This window comes from Blastococcus sp. HT6-30, from assembly GCF_039729015.1.
In the GTDB taxonomy this organism is placed as follows: domain Bacteria; phylum Actinomycetota; class Actinomycetes; order Mycobacteriales; family Geodermatophilaceae; genus Blastococcus.
In genome coordinates this window covers 1,650,830-1,675,837 of sequence record NZ_CP155792.1, presented here as the reverse complement: position 1 = coordinate 1,675,837, position 25,008 = coordinate 1,650,830, and the positions used below count along the sequence as shown (strand labels likewise).

Annotated in this window: 23 protein-coding genes; 3 read left to right on the top strand and 20 right to left on the bottom strand. The window is 74.5% G+C overall.

Translation table 11 applies throughout. From position 1 onward, the window contains the following. Nucleotides 1-141: 141 nt before the first annotated feature. The 8 genes from ABC795_RS08070 to pyrR all read right to left on the bottom strand — a co-directional run bounded on the left by ABC795_RS08070 (nucleotide 142) and on the right by pyrR (nucleotide 9,951). Nucleotides 142-279 (bottom strand): hypothetical protein, encoded by a 138-nt coding sequence (locus ABC795_RS08070; protein ID WP_347060471.1) that lies wholly within the window; start codon nucleotides 277-279, stop codon nucleotides 142-144. Further along, the gene (gene pyrF / locus ABC795_RS08065) at nucleotides 276-1,154 is read right to left on the bottom strand and encodes an orotidine-5'-phosphate decarboxylase (protein ID WP_347060470.1); all 879 of its coding nucleotides are present in this window, start codon (nucleotides 1,152-1,154) and stop codon (nucleotides 276-278) included. The genes ABC795_RS08070 and pyrF overlap by 4 nt, the downstream gene beginning before the upstream one ends. Then, nucleotides 1,151-2,527, bottom strand: a complete 1,377-nt coding sequence (locus ABC795_RS08060) for a dihydroorotate oxidase (protein WP_347060469.1) — start codon at nucleotides 2,525-2,527, stop codon at nucleotides 1,151-1,153. The genes pyrF and ABC795_RS08060 overlap by 4 nt, the downstream gene beginning before the upstream one ends. Continuing rightward, on the bottom strand, nucleotides 2,524-5,853 hold the full coding sequence (carB, locus tag ABC795_RS08055; protein ID WP_347060468.1) for a carbamoyl-phosphate synthase large subunit: 3,330 nt from the start codon (nucleotides 5,851-5,853) through the stop codon (nucleotides 2,524-2,526). Before carB ends, ABC795_RS08060 begins: the two co-directional genes overlap by 4 nt. Before the next feature lies 1 nt (nucleotide 5,854). Beyond that, nucleotides 5,855-7,021, bottom strand: a complete 1,167-nt coding sequence (gene carA / locus ABC795_RS08050; RefSeq protein ID WP_347060467.1) for a glutamine-hydrolyzing carbamoyl-phosphate synthase small subunit — start codon at nucleotides 7,019-7,021, stop codon at nucleotides 5,855-5,857. Between the two features lie 106 nt (nucleotides 7,022-7,127). Continuing rightward, on the bottom strand, nucleotides 7,128-8,417 hold the full coding sequence (locus ABC795_RS08045; RefSeq protein ID WP_347060466.1) for a dihydroorotase: 1,290 nt from the start codon (nucleotides 8,415-8,417) through the stop codon (nucleotides 7,128-7,130). Further along, the gene (locus ABC795_RS08040) at nucleotides 8,414-9,331 is read right to left on the bottom strand and encodes an aspartate carbamoyltransferase catalytic subunit (RefSeq protein ID WP_347060465.1); all 918 of its coding nucleotides are present in this window, start codon (nucleotides 9,329-9,331) and stop codon (nucleotides 8,414-8,416) included. The genes ABC795_RS08045 and ABC795_RS08040 overlap by 4 nt, the downstream gene beginning before the upstream one ends. Next, complete coding sequence (gene pyrR / locus ABC795_RS08035; RefSeq protein ID WP_347060464.1) at nucleotides 9,328-9,951, bottom strand: bifunctional pyr operon transcriptional regulator/uracil phosphoribosyltransferase PyrR; 624 nt, start codon at nucleotides 9,949-9,951, stop codon at nucleotides 9,328-9,330. The genes ABC795_RS08040 and pyrR overlap by 4 nt, the downstream gene beginning before the upstream one ends. A 240-nt stretch (nucleotides 9,952-10,191) precedes the next feature. Between pyrR and ABC795_RS08030 the strand changes: the two genes are divergently transcribed. The 3 genes from ABC795_RS08030 to ABC795_RS08020 all read left to right on the top strand — a co-directional run bounded on the left by ABC795_RS08030 (nucleotide 10,192) and on the right by ABC795_RS08020 (nucleotide 12,902). Then, entirely contained in the window at nucleotides 10,192-10,749 is a 558-nt protein-coding gene (locus ABC795_RS08030) for a transcriptional regulator (protein WP_347060463.1), read from the top strand. A 207-nt stretch (nucleotides 10,750-10,956) separates the two neighbouring features. Continuing rightward, entirely contained in the window at nucleotides 10,957-11,874 is a 918-nt protein-coding gene (locus tag ABC795_RS08025) for an ABC transporter ATP-binding protein (protein ID WP_347060462.1), read from the top strand. Then, complete coding sequence (locus ABC795_RS08020) at nucleotides 11,871-12,902, top strand: hypothetical protein (protein ID WP_347060461.1); 1,032 nt, start codon at nucleotides 11,871-11,873, stop codon at nucleotides 12,900-12,902. Before ABC795_RS08025 ends, ABC795_RS08020 begins: the two co-directional genes overlap by 4 nt. A 118-nt stretch (nucleotides 12,903-13,020) precedes the next feature. Here ABC795_RS08020 and nusB read toward each other — a convergent pair whose 3' ends face one another. The 12 genes from nusB to alaS all read right to left on the bottom strand — a co-directional run bounded on the left by nusB (nucleotide 13,021) and on the right by alaS (nucleotide 24,966). Then, entirely contained in the window at nucleotides 13,021-13,428 is a 408-nt protein-coding gene (gene nusB / locus ABC795_RS08015; protein WP_347060459.1) for a transcription antitermination factor NusB, read from the bottom strand. A 15-nt stretch (nucleotides 13,429-13,443) separates the two neighbouring features. Further along, nucleotides 13,444-14,004, bottom strand: a complete 561-nt coding sequence (gene efp / locus ABC795_RS08010) for an elongation factor P (RefSeq protein ID WP_347060458.1) — start codon at nucleotides 14,002-14,004, stop codon at nucleotides 13,444-13,446. Continuing rightward, nucleotides 14,005-15,108, bottom strand: a complete 1,104-nt coding sequence (locus tag ABC795_RS08005; RefSeq protein WP_347060457.1) for a Xaa-Pro peptidase family protein — start codon at nucleotides 15,106-15,108, stop codon at nucleotides 14,005-14,007. Then, nucleotides 15,105-15,539, bottom strand: a complete 435-nt coding sequence (gene aroQ / locus ABC795_RS08000) for a type II 3-dehydroquinate dehydratase (protein ID WP_347060456.1) — start codon at nucleotides 15,537-15,539, stop codon at nucleotides 15,105-15,107. The genes ABC795_RS08005 and aroQ overlap by 4 nt, the downstream gene beginning before the upstream one ends. Then, nucleotides 15,536-16,597: a 3-dehydroquinate synthase gene (gene aroB / locus ABC795_RS07995; RefSeq protein ID WP_347060455.1), complete on the bottom strand. Its 1,062-nt coding sequence runs from the start codon at nucleotides 16,595-16,597 to the stop codon at nucleotides 15,536-15,538. Before aroB ends, aroQ begins: the two co-directional genes overlap by 4 nt. Then, the gene (locus tag ABC795_RS07990; protein ID WP_347060454.1) at nucleotides 16,594-17,127 is read right to left on the bottom strand and encodes a shikimate kinase; all 534 of its coding nucleotides are present in this window, start codon (nucleotides 17,125-17,127) and stop codon (nucleotides 16,594-16,596) included. Before ABC795_RS07990 ends, aroB begins: the two co-directional genes overlap by 4 nt. Next, complete coding sequence (gene aroC, locus ABC795_RS07985) at nucleotides 17,124-18,308, bottom strand: chorismate synthase (protein ID WP_347060453.1); 1,185 nt, start codon at nucleotides 18,306-18,308, stop codon at nucleotides 17,124-17,126. The genes ABC795_RS07990 and aroC overlap by 4 nt, the downstream gene beginning before the upstream one ends. 46 nt (nucleotides 18,309-18,354) lie before the next feature. Next, nucleotides 18,355-19,017, bottom strand: coding sequence for a prepilin peptidase (locus ABC795_RS07980; protein WP_347060452.1), 663 nt, complete (start codon nucleotides 19,015-19,017; stop codon nucleotides 18,355-18,357). A gap of 8 nt (nucleotides 19,018-19,025) precedes the next feature. Further along, nucleotides 19,026-19,832, bottom strand: a complete 807-nt coding sequence (locus ABC795_RS07975) for a shikimate dehydrogenase (RefSeq protein WP_347060451.1) — start codon at nucleotides 19,830-19,832, stop codon at nucleotides 19,026-19,028. After that, on the bottom strand, nucleotides 19,825-21,435 hold the full coding sequence (gene mltG, locus ABC795_RS07970) for an endolytic transglycosylase MltG (RefSeq protein WP_347060450.1): 1,611 nt from the start codon (nucleotides 21,433-21,435) through the stop codon (nucleotides 19,825-19,827). Before mltG ends, ABC795_RS07975 begins: the two co-directional genes overlap by 8 nt. Before the next feature lie 164 nt (nucleotides 21,436-21,599). After that, nucleotides 21,600-22,274 carry a Holliday junction resolvase RuvX gene (ruvX, locus tag ABC795_RS07965; protein ID WP_347060449.1) on the bottom strand — a complete coding sequence of 225 codons (675 nt, stop codon included), beginning with the start codon at nucleotides 22,272-22,274 and terminating at the stop codon, nucleotides 21,600-21,602. A 7-nt stretch (nucleotides 22,275-22,281) separates the two neighbouring features. After that, nucleotides 22,282-24,966: an alanine--tRNA ligase gene (gene alaS, locus ABC795_RS07960; protein WP_347060448.1), complete on the bottom strand. Its 2,685-nt coding sequence runs from the start codon at nucleotides 24,964-24,966 to the stop codon at nucleotides 22,282-22,284. Nucleotides 24,967-25,008 lie beyond the last annotated feature (42 nt).

Sequence of the window (25,008 nt, the reverse complement as noted above, 5' to 3'; positions counted from 1 at the left end):
GCGCAGTTCGTCACTGATAGTGATCGGCCCAGGTCAGAGGCGGCCCGCGAACGGTCCTGTTCCGGGAGGAAAGTCCTCTGCCCAGGTCCGCTCCGCGCCACCGACACGCCGAGGACACGACACGCCCACCAGCGGCCCGGATCAGACCGGCGAGCGGCCCTGCCGCCGACCGGACGTGCGGCCGAGGAGCCCGCTCCCGAGCGCCGGGAACACGAGCACCTCGCCGACCAGCAGCGCCGCACCCGGGGCTCCGGTGACCCAGGGCAGCAGCCGCCTCACGCCGTGAGCGCCTCCGCCCAGCGGTCGGCAGCGGCGCGCAGCGCGGACGGATCCGGGCCGGCGCCGAGGACGTCGCGCGAGACCGTCGGGACGACCGCCGCGCCCGCGCCGAACAGCCGCCGCAGGTCGCTCACGGCCCCGCCCTGGGCGCCGAGCCCCGGGGCCAGGACCGGCCCGCCCAGCCCGCTCAGGTCGACGTCGAGCTCGCGCAGGGTCGCACCCACGACGACCCCGAACGAACCGGTGGAGGGGCCGAACCGGGGAGCGAGGTCCCGCACCGCCCGGGGGTCGGGCAGCGGGTCGCCGACCGCCCAGCCGGGGGTGTTCCAGCCGCGCACGGTGTCCACGACCACCTGCGCGACGCTCCGCTCCCCCACCAGCGCGTGCTGGAGGGCCCCGGCGTCGGGGTTGGAGGTGCGGGCCAGCACGAACAGCCCGCCCCCGTGGGCGCGGGCGGTGTCGACCGCCGGCTGCAGCGAGCCCGGACCCAGGTAGGGGCTGACCGTCATCGCGTCCACGGCCAGCGGGTGGTCGGGCCGCAGGTAGTCGGCGTAGGCGTCCATCGTCGAGCCGATGTCCCCGCGCTTGGCGTCCAGCAGCACCAGCGCCCCCGCCGCACGGGCGCGCGCGACGCCGCCCTCCAGGGCCGCCAGGCCGCGGGAGCCGTGCCGCTCGTAGAACGCCAGCTGCGGCTTCAGGACGGCGACGGTGCCGGCGAGGGCGTCGACGACGGTGTCGGTGAACCGCGTGAGCCCCTCGGCGTCGTCGGCCAGCCCCCAGGAGGCCAGCAGCGGCGGGTGCGGATCGATGCCGACGCACAGCGGGCCGCGCGCGGCGACGGCATCGGCCAGGCGGTGGCCGAACGGCGCGGTCACGCGTCCTCCTCGACGGCGCGGGGCAGGGCCTGCCCCAGCGCAGCGATGCAGCGCTGCGCGAGGAACGGGTCGGCGAAGGCGCCGGCGGCCGACTGGACCGCGTCGGCGCCGAGGGCGAACAGTGCCTCGAACGAGCCGGGGTCGGTGACCCCGCCCATCGCCAGGACGTCGAAGTGCCGGCTCCCGCCCGCCCGCAGCGCCACCAAGCGCCGGGTGAAGTCCACGGCGGGCTCGCGCACCGCGACGCCGGAGAGGCCGGCCAGCTCCCGGCCGGGGAAGGTGGCGGCGCCGTCGCTGCGGCGCACCCGGCTCTGCACGGTGTTGATCCCGGCGACGCCGTCGACCAGGGGGGCCAGCCGGGGCACCAGCGCGGCGAGGGCCGGCTCGTCCAGCCAGGACAGCTTCGCCACCAGGGCGGTCCGGTCGTCCAGCGCCCGGCGCACCGCCTCCACCACGGTCACGGTGGCGTCCGGATCCAGGCACAGCGGGGGCTTCACGCCCGACGCCGACGCGTCCAGGGTGTTGGGGCAGGAGAGGTTCAGCTCGACGACCGGCGCACCGGCCTCCTCCGCCATGCGGGCGGTGCGGGCGAAGTCCTCGACCAGGTCGGTGCCGTTGCCCTCCCCCATGACGCTGACCAGCAGCAGCACGTCGTCCCCGACCGCGGCGAGCGCGCGCTCGAGGTCGGCCATCCACTCCGCCGGCGCCGGCGACGGGACGCCGAAGGAGTTGACCGTGCTCACCGCCGGCGAGCCCGGCGGCACCCAGTCCCACGGGTCGGAGACGACGTCGGCGGCCGCGCCGGGCGCCAGGCTCCCGGTCTCCCGCGGCGCGAACGTCCAGTTCGGCTGCTCGTTGGGCGGGTGCTCGCGGCCGCGGACGGTCTTGTAGGTCAGCACGCTGTAGCCGTTGGCCACGTTGTGCCGCACCCACGCCTCGCTGCCGTTGAGCACGCAGGCCGGCACCCCGATCGGGAAGCCGACCGAGCGCCCCAGCAGGCGCCAGCGCCGGCCGCCCGCCGTGGGGCGGGCGGGCAGCCGGGGCCCCAGCTGCCGGGCCAGGTTGTCCCGGAACCCGCCCAGGACGTCGTAGGCAGGCACCGGCGACCCCGTCGCGGCGAGGACGTCGGCGTGCCCGGCGAAGAAGAGCACCCGGGTCAGCAGCGGCAGGTCCGCGGCGCCGGCCCGGTCCGCGGCGAGCCGTGCGGTGAGCTCGCCGGCCGCCGTCCCCAGCGCGTCCAGCTCCGGCTGCGGCGGCCGGGCGAACCGGGTGACCCCGGCCAGGAAGCCGGCCGGGAGACCGTCGACCAGCCCACGGTCCAGCAGGTGGGCGCGCACCTGCCGGACCACCTCGTCCGGGGCCGCCGCCGTCACGCCGACGTGCCGGCGAACGTGCTCGGCCCGCCGTGCGTGCCACCGGCCAGCGCCGCGTGCACCTCCTGCAGGCTCCGCACGCAGATGCCTCCCTGGCGCAGCGCCTCGATGCCCTGCACCGCGGCCGCCATGCCCTGCACCGTGGTGATGCACGGGATGCCGGCGCTCACCGCGGCGGTGCGGATCTCGTAGCCGTCCAGCCGCGGACCGCTGTTGCCGGGAGCGCCGAAGGGCGTGTTGATGACCAGGTCGACGTCGCCGGCCTGGATGCGCTCGACGATGTTGCCCGGGCCTTCGCTGAACTTCCCGACCACCTCGGCGGCGACCCCGTGGCGGCGCAGCACCTGCGCGGTGCCGGTCGTGGCCAGCAGGCGGAAACCCAGGTCGGCCAGCCGCTTGATCGGGAAGACCGCCGAGCGCTTGTCCCGGTTGGCCAGCGAGACGAACACCGTCCCCTCGGTCGGCAGCGACCCGTACGCCGCGGCCTGCGACTTGGCGAACGCGGTGCCGAACTCCGCGTCGAGCCCCATCACCTCGCCGGTGGACTTCATCTCCGGCGACAGGACCGTGTCCACCCCGTGCCCCTCCACGGTGCGGAAGCGGTGGAAGGGCAGGACCGCCTCCTTCACCGCGATCGGCGCGTCGTCGGGCAGGTCGGTGCCGTCCCCCGTCGCGGGGAGCACCCCGGCGCCGCGCAGGTCGGCGATCGTCTCGCCGACCGCGATCCGCGCCGCGGCCTTGGCCAGCTGCACAGCCGTCGCCTTGGAGACGAAGGGCACCGTCCGGCTCGCCCGGGGGTTGGCCTCGATCACGTAGAGGATGTCGTCCTTGATCGCGTACTGGACGTTCAACAGGCCGCGGACGCCGATCCGGGCGGCGAGCTTCTCGGTGGCGGCGCGGATCCCCCGCAGGTCCGCCGACCCCAGGGTGATCGGCGGGAGCGCGCACGCGGAGTCGCCGGAGTGGATGCCGGCCTCCTCGATGTGCTCCATCACGCCACCCAGGTACAGGTCGGTGCCGTCGTAGAGCGCGTCGACGTCGATCTCGACCGCGTCCTCCAGGAACCGGTCCACCAGCACGGGGTGGGCGGCGCTGACGTCGGTGGCCTTGGCGATGTAGGCCTCCAGCGTGGCGTCGTCGTAGACGATCTCCATGCCGCGGCCGCCGAGCACGTAGGACGGCCGGACGAGCACCGGGTAGCCGATGTCCGTGGCGATCTGGTGCGCCTCGGCGAACGTCGTCGCCGTGCCGTGCTTCGGGGCGAGCAGGCCGGTGTCGGCCAGCACCCGGGAGAAGGCTCCACGGTGCTCGGCGTCGTCGATCGCCTCCGGTGAGGTGCCCAGCACCGGCACGCCGGCGTCCTTGAGCCGCTGCGCCAGGCCCAGCGGGGTCTGGCCGCCGAGGGTGCAGATGACGCCGGCCACCGGGCCGGCGGCGCGCTCGGCCTCGACCACCTCGAGGACGTCCTCGAACGTGAGCGGCTCGAAGTACAGCCGGTCGGCGGTGTCGTAGTCGGTGGAGACGGTCTCGGGGTTGCAGTTGACCATCACCGCCTCGTAGCCGGCGTCCTGCAGCGCCATGACCGCGTGCACGCAGGAGTAGTCGAACTCGATGCCCTGGCCGATCCGGTTGGGCCCGGAGCCGAGGATGAGCACCGCGGGCTTCTCGCGGGGCTCGACCTCGGTCTCCTCGTCGTAGGACGAGTAGTGGTAGGGGGTGCGGGCGGCGAACTCCGCGGCGCAGGTGTCGACGGTCTTGTAGACCGGCCGCACGCCCAGCCGCCAGCGCAGCGCGCGGACGCCGTCCTCGCCGGCGAGCTCCGGCCGCAGCGCGGCGATCTGCCGGTCGGACAGGCCGTGCCGCTTGGCGCGCCGCAGCAGCTCCGGCGTGAGGGCCGGCGCCTCGCGGACCGCCTCGGCGATCTCGCGCACCAGCACCAGCTGGTCGACGAACCACGGGTCGAAACCACTTGCAGCCGCGACGTCGCCGACGGTGGCGCCGGCGGCCAGCGCCCGCTCCGCGGTGTAGAGCCGCCCGTCGACCGGCGTCCGCAGCGCCTGGAGCAGCTCCTCGGCCGAGCGGGTGTCCTCTGCCCCGGTCCAGAAGCCGGCCACCTTGGTCTCGGTGGACCGCATGGCCTTGCCCAGCGCCTCGGCGAAGTTGCGGCCCATGGCCATGACCTCGCCGACGCTCTTCATCGTCGTGGTCAGCCGCGGATCCGCGCCGGGGAACTTCTCGAAGGCGAACCGCGGGATCTTCACGACGACGTAGTCCAGCGTCGGCTCGAAGGCCGCCGGGGTGACGCCGGTGATGTCGTTGGTGATCTCGTCGAGGGTGTAGCCGATGGCGAGCTTGGCCGCGATCTTCGCGATCGGGAAGCCGGTGGCCTTCGACGCCAGCGCGCTGGACCGGGAGACACGCGGGTTCATCTCGATGACGACCAGGCGCCCGTCGGCCGGGTTGACGGCGAACTGGATGTTGCAGCCGCCGGTGTCGACGCCGACCTCCCGCAGCACCGCGATGCCGACGTCACGCATGCGCTGGTACTCGACGTCGGTGAGGGTCATCGCCGGCGCGACGGTCACCGAGTCACCGGTGTGCACGCCCATCGCGTCGATGTTCTCGATCGAGCAGATGACGACCACGTTGTCGCTGCGGTCGCGCATCAGCTCGAGCTCGTACTCCTTCCAGCCCTGCACCGACTCCTCGATGAGGACGGTGTGCACCGGGGAGTCGGCCAGGCCGTGGGAGGCCATCCGGCGCAGCATCGCCTGGTCGGTGGCGAACCCGGAGCCGAGGCCGCCCATCGTGAAGCTCGGCCGGATGACGACCGGGTAGCCCACGTCCTCGGCGGTCTCCAGCGCCTCCTCGACAGTGCCGCAGACCCGGGAGCGCGGGGCGTCGGCGCCGATCGACCGGACGATGTCCTTGAACATCTGCCGGTCCTCGCCGCGGTTGATCGCGTCCACGTCGGCGCCGATCAGCGCGACGCCGTACTTCTCCAGCACGCCGTTCTCGTACAGGCCGATGGCGATGTTGAGCGCGGTCTGGCCGCCGAGGGTCGCCAGCAGCGCGTCCGGGCGCTCCTTGGCGATGACCTTCTCCACGAACTCCGGCGTCAGCGGCTCGATGTAGGTGGCGTCGGCGATCTCGGGGTCGGTCATGATCGTCGCCGGGTTGCTGTTGACCAGGCTGACGCGCAGCCCCTCGGCCTTGAGCACGCGGCAGGCCTGGGTGCCGGAGTAGTCGAACTCGGCGGCCTGGCCGATGAGGATCGGCCCGGAGCCGATCACCATCACGTGCTGGATGTCGGTGCGCCTGGGCACGTCAGGCCTCCTTCTCGCCGGTGCTGTGCTCCACGACGGGAGGTGGGCTGACGGCGTCCCCGCCGCTGCGGGCGGTCTCCATCAGGTCGACGAAGCGCTGGAACAGGGGTGCGGCGTCGTGCGGGCCGGCCGCCGACTCCGGGTGGAACTGGACGCTGAAGGCGGGCGCGTCGATCAGCCGCAGGCCCTCGACGACGTCGTCGTTGAGGCCCACGTGGCTCACCTCGACCGGGCCGTAGGGCGTGTCGGAGGAGCGGTCCAGCGGGGCGTCGACGGCGAAGCCGTGGTTGTGGCTGGTCACCCGCACCGTGCCGCTGACCCGGTCGAGCACCGGCTGGTTGAGCCCCCGGTGGCCGAAGCGCAGTTTGTAGGTGCCCAGGCCCAGGGCGCGACCCAGGATCTGGTTGCCGAAGCAGATGCCGAACAGCGGCCGGCGGGCATCGAGCACTCCGCGCACCGCCGCCACGGCGTAGTCGGCGGCGGCCGGGTCGCCGGGGCCGTTGGAGAGGAAGACGCCGTCCGGTCCGGCGGCCAGCAGCTCCTCGGCGGTCGCCGTCGAGGGCAGCACGTGGGTCTCCACGCCGAGCTCGGCCAGGTGCCGTGGGGTGGCGGTCTTGATGCCGAGGTCGAGCGCGGCGATGGTGTACCGCTTCTCCCCCACCGCCGGGACGACGTACCCCTCGCCGGTGCTCACCGTCGGGGCGAGGTCGGCGCCGGTCATGCTCTCCGCGGCGGTGACCCGTGCCAGCAGCGCCTCGGCGTCGAGCTCGGTGCTGATCCCGGCCCGCATCACGCCGCGGTCGCGCAGGTGCCGGGTGAGCGCCCGGGTGTCGATGCCGCTGATGCCGACGACCCCCTGGGCGACCAGCTCGTCGTCCAGGCTGCCGGTGGCGCGCCAGTTGGCCGGCCGGCGCGCAGGGTCGCGGACGACGAAGCCGGCCACCCACATGCGGCGGCTCTCGTCGTCCTCCCCGTTCACGCCGGTGTTGCCGATGTGCGGGGCGGTCATCGCCACGATCTGCCCGGCGTAGCTGGGGTCGGTCAGCGTCTCCTGGTAGCCGGTCATGCCGGTGGCGAACACCGCCTCACCGACCGTCGTCCCCGGTGCGCCGTAGGCCTCGCCCCGGAACGTGCGCCCGTCCTCGAGGACGAGGAGCGCTTCCTTCACTTGACTGCCTCTCCGGTCCGATCCATCCGGGGCGAGATCGGCGATCTCGCCCCCGTCGCGGCGGTGATGACGGCGAGATCGCCGATCTCGCCGTCGGGGCTGGCGCTCACCGTGTTGCCTTTCCGTCCAGAACGGTCGGCGTCCCCCGCAGGAACGTCGCGACCACCCGGCCGGGGAGTTCCCGGCCGGCATAGGGGCTGTTGCGGCTGCGGCTGGCCAGCGCGGCCGGGTCGACCGTCGCGCGGGCGGCCGGGTCGACCAGGACCAGGTTGGCCGGCTCGCCGGGGGCCAGCGGGCGGCCGTGGCCACGGAGCCGGCCGATCGCGGCCGGCCGCACCGACATCCGGTCGGCGACGCCGGCCCAGTCCAGCCGGCCGGGCTCCACCATGGTCTCGATGACCACGGACAGCGCCTGCTCCAGCCCGAGCATTCCCGGCCGGGCCTGGGCCCACTCGCTCTCCTTGTCCTCCACCGCGTGGGGGGCGTGGTCGGTGCCGACGGCGTCGATCGTGCCGTCGGCGAGGCCGGCCCGGAGCGCCTCGACGTCGTCGTCGGTGCGCAGCGGCGGATTGACCTTGAACACCGGGTCGTAGGACTCGGTGCAGGCGTCGGTGAGCAGCAGGTGGTGCGGGGTGACCTCGGCGGTGACCTGCACGCCGCGCGACTTCGCCCAGCGCAGGATCTCCACCGAGCCCGCGGTCGAGACGTGGCAGACGTGCAGGCGGGCGCCGACGTGCTCGGCGAGCAGCACGTCGCGGGCGATGATCGCCTCCTCCGCGGCAGCCGGCCAGCCGGTCAGCCCCAGCCGCGCGGAGCGGTCGCCCTCGTGCATCTGGGCGCCGATGGTCAGCCGTGGCTCCTCGGCGTGCTGGGCGACGACGCCGTCGACGGCCTTGACGTACTCCAGCGCACGGCGCATCAGCGCCGGGTCGGACACGCAGTGCCCGTCGTCGGAGAAGACCCGGACCCGGGCGGCGGAGTCGGCCATGGCGCCCAGCTCGGCCAGCCGCTCGCCCCGCAGCCCGACGGTCACCGCACCCACCGGGACCACGTCGACCAGCCCGGCCTCCTGCCCCAGCCGCCACACCTGCTCGACGACGCCGGCGGTGTCCGCGACCGGGTCGGTGTTGGCCATCGCGTGCACCGCGGTGAAGCCGCCCAGGGCCGCGGCGCGGCTGCCGGTCTCCACCGTCTCGGCGTCCTCGCGGCCGGGCTCGCGCAGGTGGGTGTGCAGGTCGACCAGCCCAGGCAGCGCCACCAGGCCGCCGGCCTCGACGACCTCGGCGCCGGTCGCCGACAGCGACTCGCCGACGGCGGTGATGCGGCCGTCCTCGACCAGGATGTCGGCGGGGTCGCCGCCGAGCGGCCGGGCGCCCGTGATCAGGTAGGTGGTCACGCGTTGCCTCCGAGCAGCAGGTAGAGCACGGCCATGCGGACCGACACCCCGTTGGCGACCTGCTCGACGATCGTCGAGCGGACCGAGTCGGCGACGTCGGCGGCGATCTCCATGCCGCGGTTCATCGGGCCGGGGTGCATGACGATCGCGTCGTCGGGCAGCGCGGCCATGCGGTGCGCGTCCAGGCCGTAGCGGCGGCTGTACTCCCGGGCGCTGGGGAAGAAGGACGCGTTCATCCGCTCCGCCTGGACCCGCAGCATCATCACCACGTCACTCTTGGGCAGCACCGCGTCCAGGTCGTAGCCCACCTCGGCCGGCCAGCTGCCCACGCCCACCGGCAGGAGCGTCGGTGGCGCCACCAGGGTGACCTCGGCGCCGAGGGTGTGCAGCAGGCCGACGTTGGAGCGGGCGACCCGGCTGTGCAGCACGTCGCCGACGATCGTGACGCGGACGCCGTCCAGCCGGCCCAGCCGCTGCCTGATCGTGTAGGCGTCCAGCAGCGCCTGGGTCGGGTGCTCGTGGGTGCCGTCGCCGGCGTTCACCACGCTGCCGCGGACCCAGTTGGCCAGCCGGTGCGGTGCGCCGGAGGCCCCGTGCCGGACGACGACGGCGTCGCTGCCCATCGCCTCGAGGGTCAGCGCGGTGTCCTTGAGGCTCTCCCCCTTGGAGACGCTGCTGCCCTTGGCGGAGAAGTTGATGACGTCGGCGGAGAGGCGCTTCGCGGCCAGCTCGAAGCTGATCCGGGTGCGCGTGGAGTCCTCGTAGAAGAGGTTGACCACGGTCCGCCCGCGCAGCGTCGGGAGCTTCTTGACCTCGCGCCCGGCCAGCGCCTGCTCGATCTGCGCCGCGGTGTCGAGGACCAGGGTCGCGTCGGCCCGGTCGAGGTCGGCCGCCTCCAGCAGGTGCCTCTTCACTGCTCCCCCTCCGTGACCAGCACCTCGTCGGTCCCGTCGATCTCCGCCAGGTGCACCCGCACCTGCTGCGACCGCGACGTCGGCACGTTCTTGCCGACGAAGTCGGCCTTGATCGGCAGCTCCCGGTGCCCGCGGTCGACCAGCACGGCCAGCTGGACGGCGCGGGGCCGGCCCAGGTCGCGCAGCGCGTCCAGCGCCGCCCGCACCGAGCGGCCGGAGAAGAGGACGTCGTCGACGAGCACCACCAGCCGGCCGTCGATGCCGGCGTCGGGCAGGACCGTGGGCTCGAGCGCACGGACGCCGCGGAGCCGCAGGTCGTCGCGGTAGAGCGTGATGTCCGCGGTGCCGACGTCGACCCGGGTGCCGGTGAACGCCTCGATGCGGGCGGCGAGCCGGCGGGCCAGCGGGGCGCCGCGGGTCGGGATGCCGACGAGCACCAGGTCGGAGAGGCCACCGTCGGACGGTGCGGGGTCGGCCGCGGCGTCGTTCCCCACCCCACCGCCCCGGGCGTACCGCTCGATGAGCTGGTGGGCCATGCGGTCGACGACACGGGCGACGTCGGCGGAGGAGAGCAGCGTGCCGGGAGACGGACTCCGGGCAGGCTCGGGCGAGCGGGCCATGAGGCCTCCTTCCCCGCCTCACTGGACGGGTCGTTAAAGGAGTGGTCGGACCGGCGACGACGGTACTGCACCGCCGCGACCGGCCGCCGGGCACCCGGGCGGGGACCGCCTCCGCGTAGTGACCTCGCGGCGCGCTCACCTGCCCGATCGTGTCGGCCCGCCTGTTGCGATCCCGGCTCGACAAGTACGCTGCGTGACGAACAGCCCCGATCCGAGACGACGGACAGTGAGCAGACAGCGATGAGCACCGACTACTCACGGGCCCTCGGCGCCCGGCTCCGCGCCATCCGCAACCAGCAGGGCCTGTCCCTGCAGGGCGTGGAGGACAAGTCGCACGGCCGCTGGAAGGCGGTCGTCGTCGGTTCCTACGAGCGAGGTGACCGCGCCGTCACCGTGCAGCGCCTCTCCGAGCTCGCCGTCTTCTACGGCGTGCCCGTGTCCGAGCTGCTGCCGGACCCGCGCCCCAGCTCGGCGGTCACCTCCACGAACAAGATCGTGCTGAACCTGGAGTCGCTGGGCTCGCTGCCCGCCGACGAGGCCGGCCCGCTGGCCCGCTACGCCTCGACCATCCAGGCCCAGCGGCACGACTACAACGGCAAGGTCCTGTCCATCCGCGCCGAGGACCTGAAGTCGCTGGCGATCATCTACGACATGAGCCCCGACGAGCTCACCTCCCGGCTGATCGAGTGGGGCGTGCTCTCCCCCGGCATGGAGGGCATCGTCGGCAGCGGCGACGACGACCTCGAGGAGGACGTCGACGAGTCCGCCTGGGGCGACCGCCGGCGCTCCCCGCGCTGACGAAGGACCCTCTGCCCCCCGCCGCTCGCACGTTCGCGGCGGCCCCGGCAGGGGGCCGTGCGAGGGCCCCTGCCGATCCGGCAGGGGCCTCGTCGTTTCCGGACCGCGGCGGTCTCGACACGCGCGCTCCGACGCCGTCCCCCGCGGCACCGCGTGTGCCACTGTGCTGCCAGCCGGGCGCCCGGACCGGACGAGCAGGGAGGCCGCATGCCTGCGGTGGAGATGGCGGGGGTCACCAAGACCTACCGCGGACGCGGCGGCCAGCCGCACAAGGCGCTCGACGGACTCGACATGGCCGTCGACACCGGCGGCGTCCACGGCCTGCTCGGCCCGAACGGCTCGGGCAAGACGACGTCGATCCGGGCGCTGCTCGGGCTGGTGCGGGTGGACGCCGGCGACCTGCGCCTGCTCGGCAGCCCGGTGCCCGCCGGCCTGACGGGCGTGATCGGCGACGTCGGCGCCCTGGTCGAGACGCCGCTGTTCTTCCCCGGCTTCTCCGGGCGGCGCAACCTGCGCCTGCTGGCCGAGACCGCCGGCGTCCCCCGGGTGCGCGTCGAGGAGTGCCTGGAGCTGGTGGACCTGCGCGAGCGGGCCGACGACCGGTTCAGGGGCTACTCCCTCGGCATGAAGCAGCGCCTCGGCATCGCCGCCGCGCTGCTCAAGGCACCGCGGCTGCTCATCCTCGACGAGCCGAGCAACGGCCTGGACCCTGCCGGCATCCGCGACGTGCGCGAGCTCATCCGGCGGCTGGGCTCCGACGGCCGGACCACCGTCCTGGTGTCCTCGCACCTGCTCGCGGAGATCCAGCAGGTCTGCGACTCGGTCACCATCCTCGCTCGCGGCCGTCGGGTGGCCTCCGGCCCGGTCGCCTCGGTCCTCTCCCGGGCCGGCACCGGGGACGTCCGCGTGGTGGTCCCCGACCCGGCCGCCGCGGCGGCGGTGCTCGGCGCCGCCGGCTTCGCCGTCTCACCGGCACCTGACGGCCAGGTGCTCGTGCACGGCGCGCCCGCGACCGGGGAGATCACCCGCGTGCTCGCGGAGCACGGCCACTACCTCGAGGAGCTCGTCCGCGTGACCCCCGACCTGGAGAGCGCCTTCCTCGCCATCACCGGAGGGCAGGCGTGAGCGCCGCGACCGAGCAGCCGACGACCTCGGCCGGGCCGACGTCGACCCCGCGGCGCGGCAGCCTGTTCCGCGCCGAGCTGCACCGGTTCACCGCGCGCCGGTTCATCCACGTCCTGCTGGGGCTGGGCGTGCTGGGCTGGCTGGCAGCGGTCGTCCTCGGTCTGCTCAACTTCGGCGAGCCCACCGACGCCGACGTCGCCGCCGCCCGCGAGCGCATGGAGGAGGTCATCGCGAGCGAGGAGGCGTGGCGCGCGGAGTGCGCGACGCAGGCCGAGGAGGTCGGCCAGCCGGTCGAGCAGTTCTGCGGGCCCCCGCTCGACACCTCCACCTGGCGCGTCGAGGACTACCTGACCACGGCGCCGTTCGACCTCGCCGACGCCGGCCAGGCGGGCGCGATCGGCTTCGCGGCCGCCGCCGCGGTGCTCGCGTTCCTCATCGGCGCCACCTGGATCGGCGCCGAGTGGTCGACCCGGACCATCGTCGCCCTGCTCTTCTGGGTGCCGAACCGGCTGCGCGTCATCGGCACGAAGATCGGCGTCCTCGTCCTGGCGGCGCTGGTCATCGGCCTGGCGGCGCAGGCCGCCTGGCTGGCGATGGCGTGGATCCTCCGGACCCTGGTGGGCACCGGGAACCCGCTGCCGGAGGGGTTCTGGGGCGAACTGCTCGCCGCCCAGGGGCGCGGGGTCGTGCTCGCCGTTCTCGTGGCGCTGATCGGCTTCGGGCTGGCCAACCTGGTGCGCAACACCGGGGCCGCGCTCGGCGTCGGGTTCGTCTACTTCGCCATCGTCGAGACCGCGCTGCGGATCTACGACCCGCTGCTCGATCGCTGGCTGCTGTCGACCAACGCGGTCGCCCTCGTCGTCCCGGGCGGGGTCCCGGTCATCGACTACAGCGTGGTGAGCACCGGGCCCCAGGGCCCACCGTCCTACCTGGTCACCAACCTGCAGGGCGGCCTCGTCGTCGGCGCGTTCGCGGCCCTGGTCCTCGGTGCCGGCGTCTGGCTCTTCGCTCGCCGCGACCTGCAATGACGTCGCCGTCCTCCGGACGACGCCGGGCCCAGCGGCCGATCCCCTGCTGCCACGCGCGTGTCCGACCACACTCCTCGCCGGACCGCCGGGCCCACCTCGTGGGTGCCGTGCGCCCTCGCTAGGCCGTCGGGACCTCCGCGGCGAGGATGGCGCCCAGGACGCCGTTGACGTAGCGCGGGGACTCGTCGGTGGACAGCGCCTTGGCCAGCTCCACCGCCTCGTCGATGACCACCGCGTCGGGCACGTCGTCGGCCCAGAGCAGCTCGTAGGTGGCCATGCGCAGGATCGCGCGGTCCACGTCGGGCAGCCGGTGCAGCGACCAGCCGGCGGTGTGGGCCTCGATCAGCTCGTCGATGCGCGCGCCGAACTCGTCCACGCCCTCGACCAGGCGGACGGCGTGCTCGGGAACGGGCGGGTTGCCGTCGGCGACCCGCTCCCGGAGGAGCTCCATCCGGTCGCGGCCCCGGACGTCGGCCTCGTACAGGACGTCGACGGCGCGCTTGCGCGCCTTGGACCGTGCAGCCACCGAACTAGCCGGCGCTCAGTTGACGCGGCCGAGGTACCGGCCGTCGCGGGTGTCGACCTTCAGCTTCTCGCCGGTGGTGATGAACAGCGGTACCTGGATCTGCGCGCCGGTCTCCAGCGTGGCGGGCTTGGTGCCGCCGGTGGAGCGGTCGCCCTGCAGACCCGGGTCGGTGTGCTCGACGACGAGCTCCATGGTGACCGGGAGCTCGACGTACAGCGGGGTGCCGTCGTGCACCGCGACGACGACCTCGGTGTTCTCGAGCAGGTAGTCCGCGCCCCCGCCGACGGTCTCGGCCGGCACGTAGATCTGGTCGAACGTGTCGCCGTCCATGAAGACGTAGTCGGTGCCGTCCTTGTACAAGTACGTCATCGACCGCTTGTCCACGTTGGCCGTCTCGACCTTGGTGCCGGCGTTGAAGGTCTTGTCCACGACCTTGCCCGAGAGCACGTTCTTCAGCGTCGTGCGGACGAACGCGCCGCCCTTGCCGGGCTTGACGTGCTGGAAGTCGGTGACGGTCCAGAGCTGGCCGTCCAGGTTGAGGACGATGCCGTTCTTCAGGTCGTTGGTGGTAGCCATCTAGAGAACCAGCAGTTCCTTGCTCGTGAGGGTCAACAACTCGGGCGCGTCGCCGGTGACGATCAGGGTGTCCTCGATCCGGACACCGCCGTGGCCGGGCAGGTACACACCTGGCTCCACGGTGACGGCCATACCGGCGGCAAGCGTACCCGCGCCCTGCTGGCCGATGCCCGGCGCCTCGTGGATCTCCAGCCCCACCCCGTGCCCGAGGCCGTGCGGAAAGTGCTCGCCGTGGCCGGCCGCCACGATCACGTCGCGCGCCGCGGCGTCGACCGCGACGACGTCGGCACCCACCGCCAGCGCGGCCCGCCCGGCCGCCTGCGCGGCGGCGACGAGCTCGTAGATCTCCCGCTGCCAGTCCGCGGCGTGCCCGAGCACCAGGGTGCGGGTCATGTCGGAGTGGTAGCCCGCGACCGTCGCCCCGAAGTCCAGCTTGAGGAGGTCCCCCTCGCGCAGCACCGTCGCGTCGGGCCGGTGATGCGGGATCGCCGAGTTCGCGCCGGTGGCGACGATCGTCTCGAACGACGGCGCCTCCGCACCCAGCGCCAGCATCCGGGCGTCCAGCTCCCGGCCGACCTGCAGCTCGGTCCGGCCGGGGCGCAGGGCGCCCTCGGCGGCGAGCTCGGCGAGCGCCTGGTCGGCGACGGCGCAGGCCCGCCGCAGGAGCTCGATCTCGTCGCTGTCCTTGATCGCCCGCTGGGCCTCCACCGCCCGCCGGACCGAGGCCAGCTCCGGAACGGCGCTACCGGCGGCGGCGTCGGCCAGCACCCGCTCCAGGCCACGTAGCCCGTCGACGGTCAGGTCGTGGGACTCGTAACCCAGCCGGCCGGCCCCGCGCCGCACAGCCTCGCGCGCCAGGGCGGGCACGGTGGCCCGGTCGACCAGCAGCTCGACATCGGGCACCTGCGTGCCGGCCTGCGTGGTGTACCGGCCGTCGGTGCCGAAGACGTCACCGCCGTCCGTGCGCACCAGCAGCGCACCGTTGGAGCCGGTGAAGCCGGTCAGGTACCGCACGTTGAGCAGGTTGGTGACCAGGACGGCGTCCAGCCCCCGCTCGGCGGCGGTGGTCCGCAGCGCGTCCCGCCGCGCCCCTTCCCGGGTCATGACAGACCCCGGAGCACCAGCCACTGCAGCGCCAGGACGTAGCCGTGCACGCCCAGACCGGCGATGACGCCGTCGGCGACCCGGGAGACGTAGGAGTGCCGCCGGAACTCCTCGCGGCGGTGGATGTTGCTGATGTGCACCTCGATCACCGGCCCGGTCACCGCGGCCAGCGCGTCGTGCAGCACCACGGAGGTGTGCGTCCAGCCGCCGGGGTTGATCACCACGGGGTCGCCGGCGTCGGTCGCCTCGTGGATCCAGCGCAGCAGCTGACCCTCGTCGTCGGTCTGGCGCACCCGCACGTCCACGCCGAGCTCCCGGGCAGCGGTCGCCAGCAGCTCCTCGAGCTGGGCGTACGTCGTCGTCCCGTACACCTCGGGCTCCCGGGTGCCGAGCCGGCCGAGGTTGGCCCCGTTGAGCACCTGGATGGTCATGGGTTCTCCGATACTGCGGCCCACGCCGCGTCGAGCCATGTCTGGTCCGGGTCGGGAAGGATCCTGGGGGCGCCCATGCCGTCGAGGACGACGAAGCGCAGGGACGCGCCGCGGGCCTTCTTGTCCACCCGCATGACCTGCTGCAGCCGATCCCAGTCGCCTGCGTAGCGGGTCGGCAGCCCCATGGCGGCGACCAGGTCGCGGTGACGGCTCACCTCGGCGGTGGTGAGCAGCCCGGCCTGCCCGGCCAGCTCGGCGGCGAAGACCAGCCCGACGGCGACCGCCTCACCGTGCCGCCAGCCGAAGTCCTCCACCCGCTCGATCGCGTGGGCGAGGGTGTGGCCGTAGTTGAGGAACTCCCGCACGCCCGTGTCGTGCAGGTCCTCCCCCACCGCTGCGGCCTTGACCCGCACGGCCCGCTCGATCAGCTCCTCCGTGTCCCGCCGTCCGGTCGGGTCGCCCTCGAGCAGCTCGAGGATCCGGGCGTCGGCGATGAAGCCGCACTTGACGACCTCGGCCAGCCCCGAGCGGAACTCCGCCTCGGGCAGCCCGGCCAGCAGGTCGGTGTCGGCGAGCACCGCCGCGGGCGGGTGGAAGGCGCCGACCAGGTTCTTGCCGGCCGCGGTGTTGATGCCGGTCTTGCCGCCCACGGCGGCGTCGACCATGCCGAGCAGGCTGGTGGGCACCTGCACCACGCGGACGCCGCGGGTCCAGGTGGCGGCCAGGAACCCGGCCAGGTCGGTGACCGCTCCCCCGCCCACGCCGACGACGGCGTCGGAGCGGGTCAGACCCAGCCGGCCGAACTCCTCCCACACCTCGGCGGCGACCTGCGCGGTCTTCGCGGCCTCGCCGTCGGGGACGACGACGGCCTCGGCGGCCACGCCGGCGGTCTGCAGGGTCTCCACGGCCGCACCGGCGGCAGCGGCCAGCGGCGGCGCGTGGACGACCGCCGCCTTCGGGGTGCCGGCCAGCACCAGCCCGAGCTCGGCCTGGGCCCCCGCCCCGATCCGGACCTCGTAGGGCCTCTCCCCCGCGACGGGCACGACGCGGGGCGTCACCGGGCCTCCTCCGGCGTCAGGACGGCGAGCACCTCGGCGACGACCTCCTCCGGAGAGCGCCCCGCGGTGGCCACCGGGTGGGTGGCCACCTCGGCGTACAGCGGGGCGCGCTGTTCGAGCATGGTGCGCAGCATGGCGCGCGGGTTGACGGCCAGCAGCGGCCGGTCACGGGAGAGCCCCACCCGGCGGGCGGCCGAGGAGACGTCGACGTCGAGCCAGACCACCGTTCCGCCCGCGCGCCCGTAGGCGACGAGCGCCTCCCGCGTGCCACTGCTCGTCACCGCACCACCGCCGAGCGCCAGGACGCCCTCGTGCTCGGCGAGGGCGCGGGCGACGGCCCGCTCCTCCAGCGCCCGGAAGTTCGGCTCGCCGTGCTGCACGAACAGGTCGGCGATGCTGCTGCCGGTCTCGACCTCGACGTCCCGGTCGGTGTCCCGGAACGGCAGGTCGCGGGCGGCGGCGACGGCCGTGCCGACCGTGGTCTTCCCCGACGCCGGCGGGCCCACCAGGACGAGCGCGGGACGGCTCACCGGTACGGCAGCGCGTCGAGGTAGGCCCGCGCGTTGCGCCGGGTCTCGGTGACCGAGTCGCCACCGAACTTCTCCAGCACGACGTCGGCGAGCACGAGCGCGACCATCGCCTCCATCACCACGCTGCCGCGGGGGACCGCGCAGGCGTCGCTGCGCTGGTTGATGGCGACCGCCGCCTCGCCGGTGGCGACGTCGACGGTCTGCAGCGCCCGGGGGACGGTGCTGATCGGCTTCATGGCCGCGCGGACGCGCAGCACCTCGCCGTTGGTCATCCCGCCCTCGATGCCGCCGGCGCGGTCGGTCAGCCGCTGCACCCGCTGCCCGTCGTCGGCCAGCACGATCTCGTCGTGGGCGACCGAGCCGCGGCGGCGGGCGGTCTCCAGCCCGTCCCCGACCTCGACGGCCTTCACCGACTGCACGCCCATGAGGGCGGCGGCCAGCCGGGCGTCGAGCCGGCGGTCCCAGTGCACGTGCGTCCCCAGGCCCGGGGGCAGCCCGTGCACGACCACCTCGATGACGCCGCCGAGGGTGTCGCCGGTCCTCCGGGCGTCGTCGATCTCGGCGACCATGCGCTCGCTGGTGGCGGGGTCGGCGCAGCGCACCGGGTCCTCGTCCAGGCGCGGGTTGTCCCCGGGCCCGGGCACGATGCCGTCGGGGGCGGCGACGGGGCCGATGCCGACGACGTGGCTGACCACGGAGACGCCGAGCGTCTGCTGCAGGAACGCCTGCGCGATCGCCCCGAGCGCCACCCGCGCCGCGGTCTCCCGCGCGCTGGCCCGCTCGAGCACCGGCCGGGCGTCGTCGAAGCCGTACTTCTGCATGCCCGCGAGATCGGCGTGCCCGGGCCGCGGCCGGGTGAGCGGCGCGTTGCGGGCCTGGCCGGCGAGCACGTCGGCGTCGACCGGGTCGGCGGACATCACGGTCCGCCACTTGGGCCACTCCGTGTTGCCCACCTGGACGGCGATCGGGCCGCCCTGGGTGCGGCCGTGCCGCACCCCGCCGGTCAGCGTGACGAGGTCCTGCTCGAACGACATGCGGGCGCCCCGCCCGTGCCCCAGCCGGCGGCGCGCCAGCTGCAGGTCCAGGTCGGAGGTCTGGACCTCGACCCCGGCCGGAAGTCCCTCGAGGATGGCGGTGAGCTGCTGGCCGTGCGACTCACCGGCGGTCAGCCAGCGCAACATGCCCGGGATTCTGCCAGGCCGCTGTCGGGCGCCCCCGCGGCGTCGGTCACCCGGGTGGCACGCCCCCCACGAGGAGGGCCAGGACGGCGCCGACGAGCAGGGGCGGACCGAACGGGACGGAGGTGCGCCAGCCCGCCCGCCGGGTCGCCAGCAGGGCCACCGAGCCCAGGGCGCCGGCGAGCAGGCCGAGGAAGACCCCGGCGAGCAGCACCCCCCAGCCGAACCAGCCCAGCACCAGCCCGAGGAGGCCGAGCAGCTTGACGTCGCCGAAGCCCAGGGCGGCAGGGGCCAGCAGCCGCGCCGCCGCCGGGACGGCGAACGCCGCGGCGCCCGCCGTGACGGCCCGCCCCAGCGGCAGCCAGGTGCCCAGCACGGCGGCGTCGGCGAGCAGGGCCGCGCCGCAGACGACCAGCGCGGGCAGCAGGACCCGGTCGGGCAACCGGTGGACGGCGAGATCGACCGAGGCGAGGACGACCGCGGCGCCGGCGCCCCACGCCAGGGCGAGCGTGGCCGGCCGGACCCCGCACAGCAGCACTGCACCGGCGAGCCCGGCGGCGAGGAAGCCGGTCGCGAGCGCGGTGGAACGCGGCGCGGCGGGCGCCCGGGCGTCACGTGCGGCGAGCCGGGCGGCGGTGCGGGCCAGCCAGGGGCCGACCGCGAGGGCGACGACCACGGCCGCGCCGACCAGCAGGGGGCGGAAGACCTCCACGGCGACGGTCAGCGGGCGTCGAGCGCGGCCCGCATCGCTCCGATCGGCGCCTGCTGCCCGGTCATCAGCTCCACCTGCTCGGTGGCCTGCCAGAACAGCACCTCGAGGCCGCTGATCACCGTGCCGCCGGCCGCGGTCACCCGCTCGGCCAGCGGCGTGGGCCACGGGGAGTACAGGACGTCGAGCACCGTCTGCCCGGCGCCCCATGCCAGCGCGGCCACCGCGGGCTGACCGTCGACGGGCACGGTGCTCACCACGACCGGGGCCTCGACCCGCGCGCCGGCCAGCGGGACGACGCGGCTGCCCACCCCGAGGCTGTCCAGCACCCGGACGACCTCGCCGGCCCGGGACGGCTCCCGGACGACGACGTCGATCCGCTGCGCGCCGAGCGACGAGAGCGCCACCGCGGCGGCCGCCGCCGTCCCGCCGGCGCCCAGGATCGCCGCGTGCTCCACCTGCTCGACCCCGGCCAGCTGCAGCGCCATGCCGACGCCGGTGACGTCGGTGTTCTCGGCGCGCCAGCCGGCGTCGGTACGGACCAGCGTGTTGGCCGCTCGCAGCAGCCGCGGGAGCGGCTCCGCGGCGTCCGCCGCCTCCACCGCCGCCCGCTTGCACGGCATCGTCACCGAGAAGCCACGCCACTCGTCACCCAGCCCCGCCAGCAGCACCGGCACGTCGGCAGGCCCGACGTCGAGCGCGTCGTAGCTCCAGTCGGCGAGCCCCAGTGCCGCGTAGGCGGCGCGGTGCAGCAGCGGCGAGAGCGAGTGGGCCACCGGCCGCCCGAGGACCGCCGCCCGCTGCTGCCGCTCAGCCACCGCAGCCGAGACCGGCCGCGGCGCACCGCTGCCGGGCCTGCTGGAACTCGGCGTAGTCGCTGGTGAAGAAGTGGGCGCCGTCCTGGGACTCCAGCACGTAGTACAGGAGGTCCCCGCTCGACGGGGCCAGCGCAGCCTCGAGGCTCGCCTCCCCCGGGGAGCTGATCGGCGTCGGCGGCAGACCCTGGCGGGTGCGGGTGTTGTACGGCCCGTCGGTCTGCAGGTCCGTGACGGTGAGCTCGTTGCCGCTCTTGTCCAGCCCGTAGGCCAGCGTGGCATCGATGCCCAGGGCGATGCCCCGCTCGAGACGGTTGTAGATCACCTGGGCCACGTCGGGACGCTCCTCGTCCAGCCGCGTCTCCGACTGGACCATCGACGCGACCGTGACCACCTCGTACGGGGTGCGCCCCAGCGCCGCGGAGCGCTCCTCCAGCCGCAGCCGGCCGGCCACGCCGGTGAACGTGTCGATCATCTGCTGCAGCATCTGCTGCGGCGTGGTGCCGGGCTCGAAGTCGTAGGTCGCCGGGTAGAGGAAGCCCTCCAGCTGGCCACCGGCGTACCCGGGCAGGGTCAGCGCCGCCGGATCGGCCGCCGCCTGCAGCTCCTCGATCGGCGTGCCGGTCTCCTCCGCCAGCCGGGCGAGGACCTGGTCCACGGTGAAGCCCTCGGGGACGGTCACGCGCGACACCTGGCGCGAAGCGGGGTCGAGCAGCATCTCCAGCGCCGCCTGGCCGCTCATCTGCAGCCGGAGCGAGTAGACGCCCGGCTGGATGCCGGTGGCGTCCGGGTTCGCCGCCGCGGCATCGATGAACGGGCCGGTGGAGGCGATGACGTCGGCCTCCTGGAGCGTGCGCGCGATGTCGCTGAGCGTGTCGCCCTCCTGCACGCGCACGTCCACGCTGCCGCTGCCCGTCCCCGTGTAGTCCGGGGAGGACGGGCCGACCAGGGACAGCAGCTGCTGGCCGCCCAGCACGATGCCCGCCACGATGCCGCCGAGCACCAGCAGCGCCGCGGCGATGGCGAACGGGCGGCGGCGCCGCCGACGGCGGTCGTCGCGCGGGTCGTAGGGCTCGACCGGGACCTCGTCGTCGGCCCCCAGCAGGTCGTCGTCCGCGGGGTGGTTCTCCTCGTGCGGCGCGTACCCCGGCTCGTCGGTGTGGACGGGCCCGGCAGCGGCGCCGCGCCGTCGGAGCAGACCGCGCCGGCGCGGTCGCTCCTCGTCGACGTTCGCACCGATGACGTCGAGGCCGCCGGTCTGCTCCTCCCAGTCGGAGCGGTCGGCCGGCGCCTCGTCCGCGGCGTCGCCGTCGGTGAGGTCGCGGTCGGGCTCGTCGTCGGGGTGCGCACCCAGCCGGGGCACGGCGACGGTGGCGTCGTCGTCGTCCCCGGGCCCCGGGCGCGGGCGCAGCCGACCCCAGGCGCCGGTGGGCAGCGGCGGCAGCGGCGCGGAGGGGTGCTGCCGGCCGACGCCGTGCTCGTCGCTGTCACCGTGCCGCGCGGTGAGCGGGGAGCCGGAGCCGCCGTCGGACCACCAGCCGGGCTCGACGAGCGGGCCGGTCGCGTCGTTCCCGGGTTCGACCACCCGGGAACCGGGGCGGAGCACACCCGCCCCCTGGTCGGACGGGGACCGCCGCGGGTACGCCGCGGGGCCCGGCGGGAAACCGTCACCGGCGGGGGTTGCAGAACCTGGCCAGAACGGCGACGGCGCCGCACCGGGGCCGTCGCCGAAGGAGTGCCGGCCCTGCCGCGGCGGCCCGCCGGGCGCGGTCACGAGGGCGCCCGCCGGGTGTCGAGGTACTGCTGGAGGATGACCACGGCAGCCGCCTGGTCGATCACTCCCCGCTGGCGACGGCTGTCGATACCGCCTTCGCGGAGGTGGCTGGCTGCGGTCACGGTGGAGAGCCTCTCGTCGATCAGGTTCACCGGCACCTCCGGAATGCGGTCGGCCAGTTCCTGGGCGTAATCGGCAGCATCCTGGGCAGAAGTGCCCGACGCACCCGACAGGTGCACCGGCTCCCCCACGACCACCTCCGTCACCTCGTGTTCCACCACGAGGGCGGCGAGCCGGTCCAGATCGGCCTTGTCCTTGGCCCGGCGGAGGGTCTCCAGCGGGCTGGCGAGCGTCCCCGTGGGGTCGGACATCGCCACGCCCACGCGGACGGTGCCGACGTCGACCCCCAGCACCCGACCGCGCGGGGACGCTGCGTCCGCCCGGCGCGGCGGTACCTTCAGGTGCTGCGGCCAGCCGCCGGACAGGTCGATCTCGGTGGTCTCGTGCTTGACCGGCGGAAAGCCCTGGCTCAGGTCGATCTCGGTCGTCGGGTGATAGGTCGGCTGCTCACCCGTCGACGGACGCGGCCGCGCCGGTGGCACCGCCGGCAGCTCGCGCCGCCGGCCGCCGACCGGGCCGGTGTCCTCGGGGCTGTGCTCGGATCCGGACACGTAGTGTCTACCTCCCACTGGCGGCCGCGACCGCCTGCTCGCCGGCCTGCAACGCCGCGGGGATTCCCGCGGGATCGGTTCCGCCGCCCTGCGCGACGTCGGACTTGCCACCGCCCCGGCCGCCGACGGGGGCGGAAGCGGCCTTCAGGACGTCGTTGGCCGACAGCCCCTGCGCGACGGCAGCCGGGTTCAGCGCCGCCACCAGTGCCACCTTGCCACCGGACTCCGAGGCCAGCAGCACGACCGCCGGGCGATCGGACCCGAGCCGGCCCCGGACGTCGAGGGCCAGGGTGCGCAGATCACCGCCCCCCAGGCCCGCCGGCGAGCCGGTGACGACGGCGACCCCGCCGACGTCGCGGGCCGCCGCGGCCAGCTCGCCGGCCGCGGCGACGCTCTGCTGGGCGCGCAGGTCGGCCAGCTCCCGGTCGAGGTCGCGCAGCCGGGCGACCATGCCGCTCACCCGCTCCACCAGGCCGTCCTGCGGCGCCTTGAGGATCTCGGCCAGCTGGCGCACCAGGTCCCGCTCGCGCGCCAGGTACCGGAAGCCCTCGAGCCCCACGACGGCCTCCACGCGCCGTGCGCCCGAGCCGACCGAGGACTCCGCGGTCAGCGCGAGCGTGCCGATCTGGGCGCTGCCCCGCACGTGCGTGCCACCGCAGAGCTCCCGCGACCACGGCCCGCCGATCTCCACGACTCGGACCTGCTCGCCGTAGGTCTCGCCGAACAGCGCCAGCGCACCGAAGGCCTGCGCCTCGGGCAGCGTCATGTACTGGGCGGTGACCTTGTGGTCGGCGCGGACGGCGGCGTTGGCGACGTCCTCGATGTCGGTGCGCTGCTGCTGGGTGAGCGCGCCCTGCCAGGCGAAGTCCAGCCGCAGGTAGCCGGGCCGGTTGTAGGAGCCGGACTGCAGCGCCTGCGGGCCGAGCACCTGGCGCAGCGCGGCGTGCACCACGTGGGTGCCCGAGTGTGCCTGGCAGGCCGACAGCCGCCACTCGCGGTCCACCTCGGCGGTCAGCTCGGCGCCGTCACGCAGCTCGCCCTCGAGTATCCGCACCTGGTGGGCGACCAGCCCCTTGACGGGCCGCTGCACGTCGATGACCTCGGCGCGCCCGCCGTCCCAGCTGAGGATGCCGGCGTCGGCGACCTGCCCGCCGGACTCGGCGTAGAACGGCGTCCGGTCCAGGACCACGCGGGTGATCTCGCCCGGGCCGGCCGGCCGCTCGCCGTCCTCGTCGCCCTCGCGCACGATCCCGAGCACGCGGGAGTCGGTGCGCAGCGTCTCGTAGGCCCGCCAGTCGGTCGGGCCGTGGTCGGCCAGCAGCCGGCGGTAGGCCAGCACGTCGACCGAGCCGGTGCGCTTGGCGCGGGCGTCGGCGCGAGCCCGGTCCCGCTGCTCTGTCATCAGGGCACGGAAACCGGCTTCGTCGACCGTGACGCCCTGCTCGGCGGCCATCTCGAGGGTGACGTCGATCGGGAAGCCGTAGGTGTCGTGCAGGCTGAAGGCCTGGTCACCCGAGAGCTTCGGCGTGCCGGCCTGCTTGGCCTGCCGGACCGCGGTGTCGAACAGCGCCGTCCCCGAGGCGAGGGTGCGGCGGAACGCCTCTTCCTCGGCGTAGGCGACCGCGGAGATCCGGTCGAAGTCGGCGGCCAGCTCCGGGTAGCTGGCGCTCATGGCGTCGCGGGAGACCGGCAGCAGCTCGGGCAGCGTCGCCTCGTCGACGCCGAGCAGCTTCATCGACCGGACGGCGCGGCGCAGCAGCCGGCGCAGGATGTAGCCGCGGCCCTCGTTGCCGGGGGTCACGCCGTCGCCGATGAGCATCAGCCCGCTGCGCACGTGGTCGGCGACGACCCGCAGCCGGACGTCGGCGTCGGCGTCCTTGCCGTACGTCACCCCGGCCAGCTCGGCACCGCGGCGGAGCACCGGGGCGACCTCGTCGATCTCGTACATGTTGTCGACGCCCTGCAGCAGGTAGGCCACCCGCTCCAGGCCCATGCCGGTGTCGATGTTCTTCTTCGGCAGCTCCCCGACGACCGTGAACTCCTCCTTGCTCCGGACGTCGGTGAGCTCGTACTGCATGAACACGAGGTTCCAGATCTCGAGGAACCGATCGCCTGCGGTGTCCACCAGGGGGCCGCCGTCGGGCCCGGACTGCGGCCCGCGGTCGAAGTAGATCTCCGAGCAGGGGCCGCCGGGGCCGGCCGCCCCGGTGTGCCAGTAGTTGTCCTTCTTGCCCAGCCGCTGGATGCGCTCCACCGGCAGGCCGGCGATGCGGTGCCAGGCATCCGCGGCCTCGTCGTCGTCCAGGTAGACGGTGACCCAGATGCGCTCGGGGTCGAAGCCCAGCCCGCCGTCGTCCAGCCGACCGGTGATCAGCTCCCAGGCGTGCTGGATGGCACCTTCCTTGAAGTAGTCGCCGAAGGAGAAGTTGCCGTTCATCTGGAAGAACGTGCCGTGGCGGGTGGTCTTGCCCACCTCCTCGATGTCGAGGGTGCGCACGCACTTCTGCACGCTGGTGGCCCGCGGGAACGGCGCGGGCTCCCGGCCGGTCAGGTACGGGATGAACGGCACCATGCCGGCGACGGTGAACAGCAGCGACGGGTCCGGGGAGACCAGCGACGCGCTGGGGACGACGGTGTGACCGCGCTGGGCGAAGTGCTCCAGGAAGCGGCGGCGGATCTCGGCGGTCTGCATCAGGTCTTCTCGGTGTAGGAGGGCCGGTGTGGTGCGCGAGCC

What these genes read in the sequence shown, in the direction of transcription:
- aroC (WP_347060453.1), bottom strand. Translation starts at nt 18,308, where the DNA reads ATGTTGCGCTGGCTGACCGCCGGTGAGTCGCACGGCCAGCAGCTCACC.
- ABC795_RS08005 (WP_347060457.1), bottom strand. Translation starts at nt 15,108, where the DNA reads ATGACCCGGGAAGGGGCGCGGCGGGACGCGCTGCGGACCACCGCCGCC.
- ABC795_RS08030 (WP_347060463.1), top strand. Translation starts at nt 10,192, where the DNA reads ATGAGCACCGACTACTCACGGGCCCTCGGCGCCCGGCTCCGCGCCATC.
- aroQ (WP_347060456.1), bottom strand. Translation starts at nt 15,539, where the DNA reads ATGACCATCCAGGTGCTCAACGGGGCCAACCTCGGCCGGCTCGGCACC.
- alaS (WP_347060448.1), bottom strand. Translation starts at nt 24,966, where the DNA reads ATGCAGACCGCCGAGATCCGCCGCCGCTTCCTGGAGCACTTCGCCCAG.
- pyrR (WP_347060464.1), bottom strand. Translation starts at nt 9,951, where the DNA reads ATGGCCCGCTCGCCCGAGCCTGCCCGGAGTCCGTCTCCCGGCACGCTG.
- ABC795_RS08025 (WP_347060462.1), top strand. Translation starts at nt 10,957, where the DNA reads ATGCCTGCGGTGGAGATGGCGGGGGTCACCAAGACCTACCGCGGACGC.
- efp (WP_347060458.1), bottom strand. Translation starts at nt 14,004, where the DNA reads ATGGCTACCACCAACGACCTGAAGAACGGCATCGTCCTCAACCTGGAC.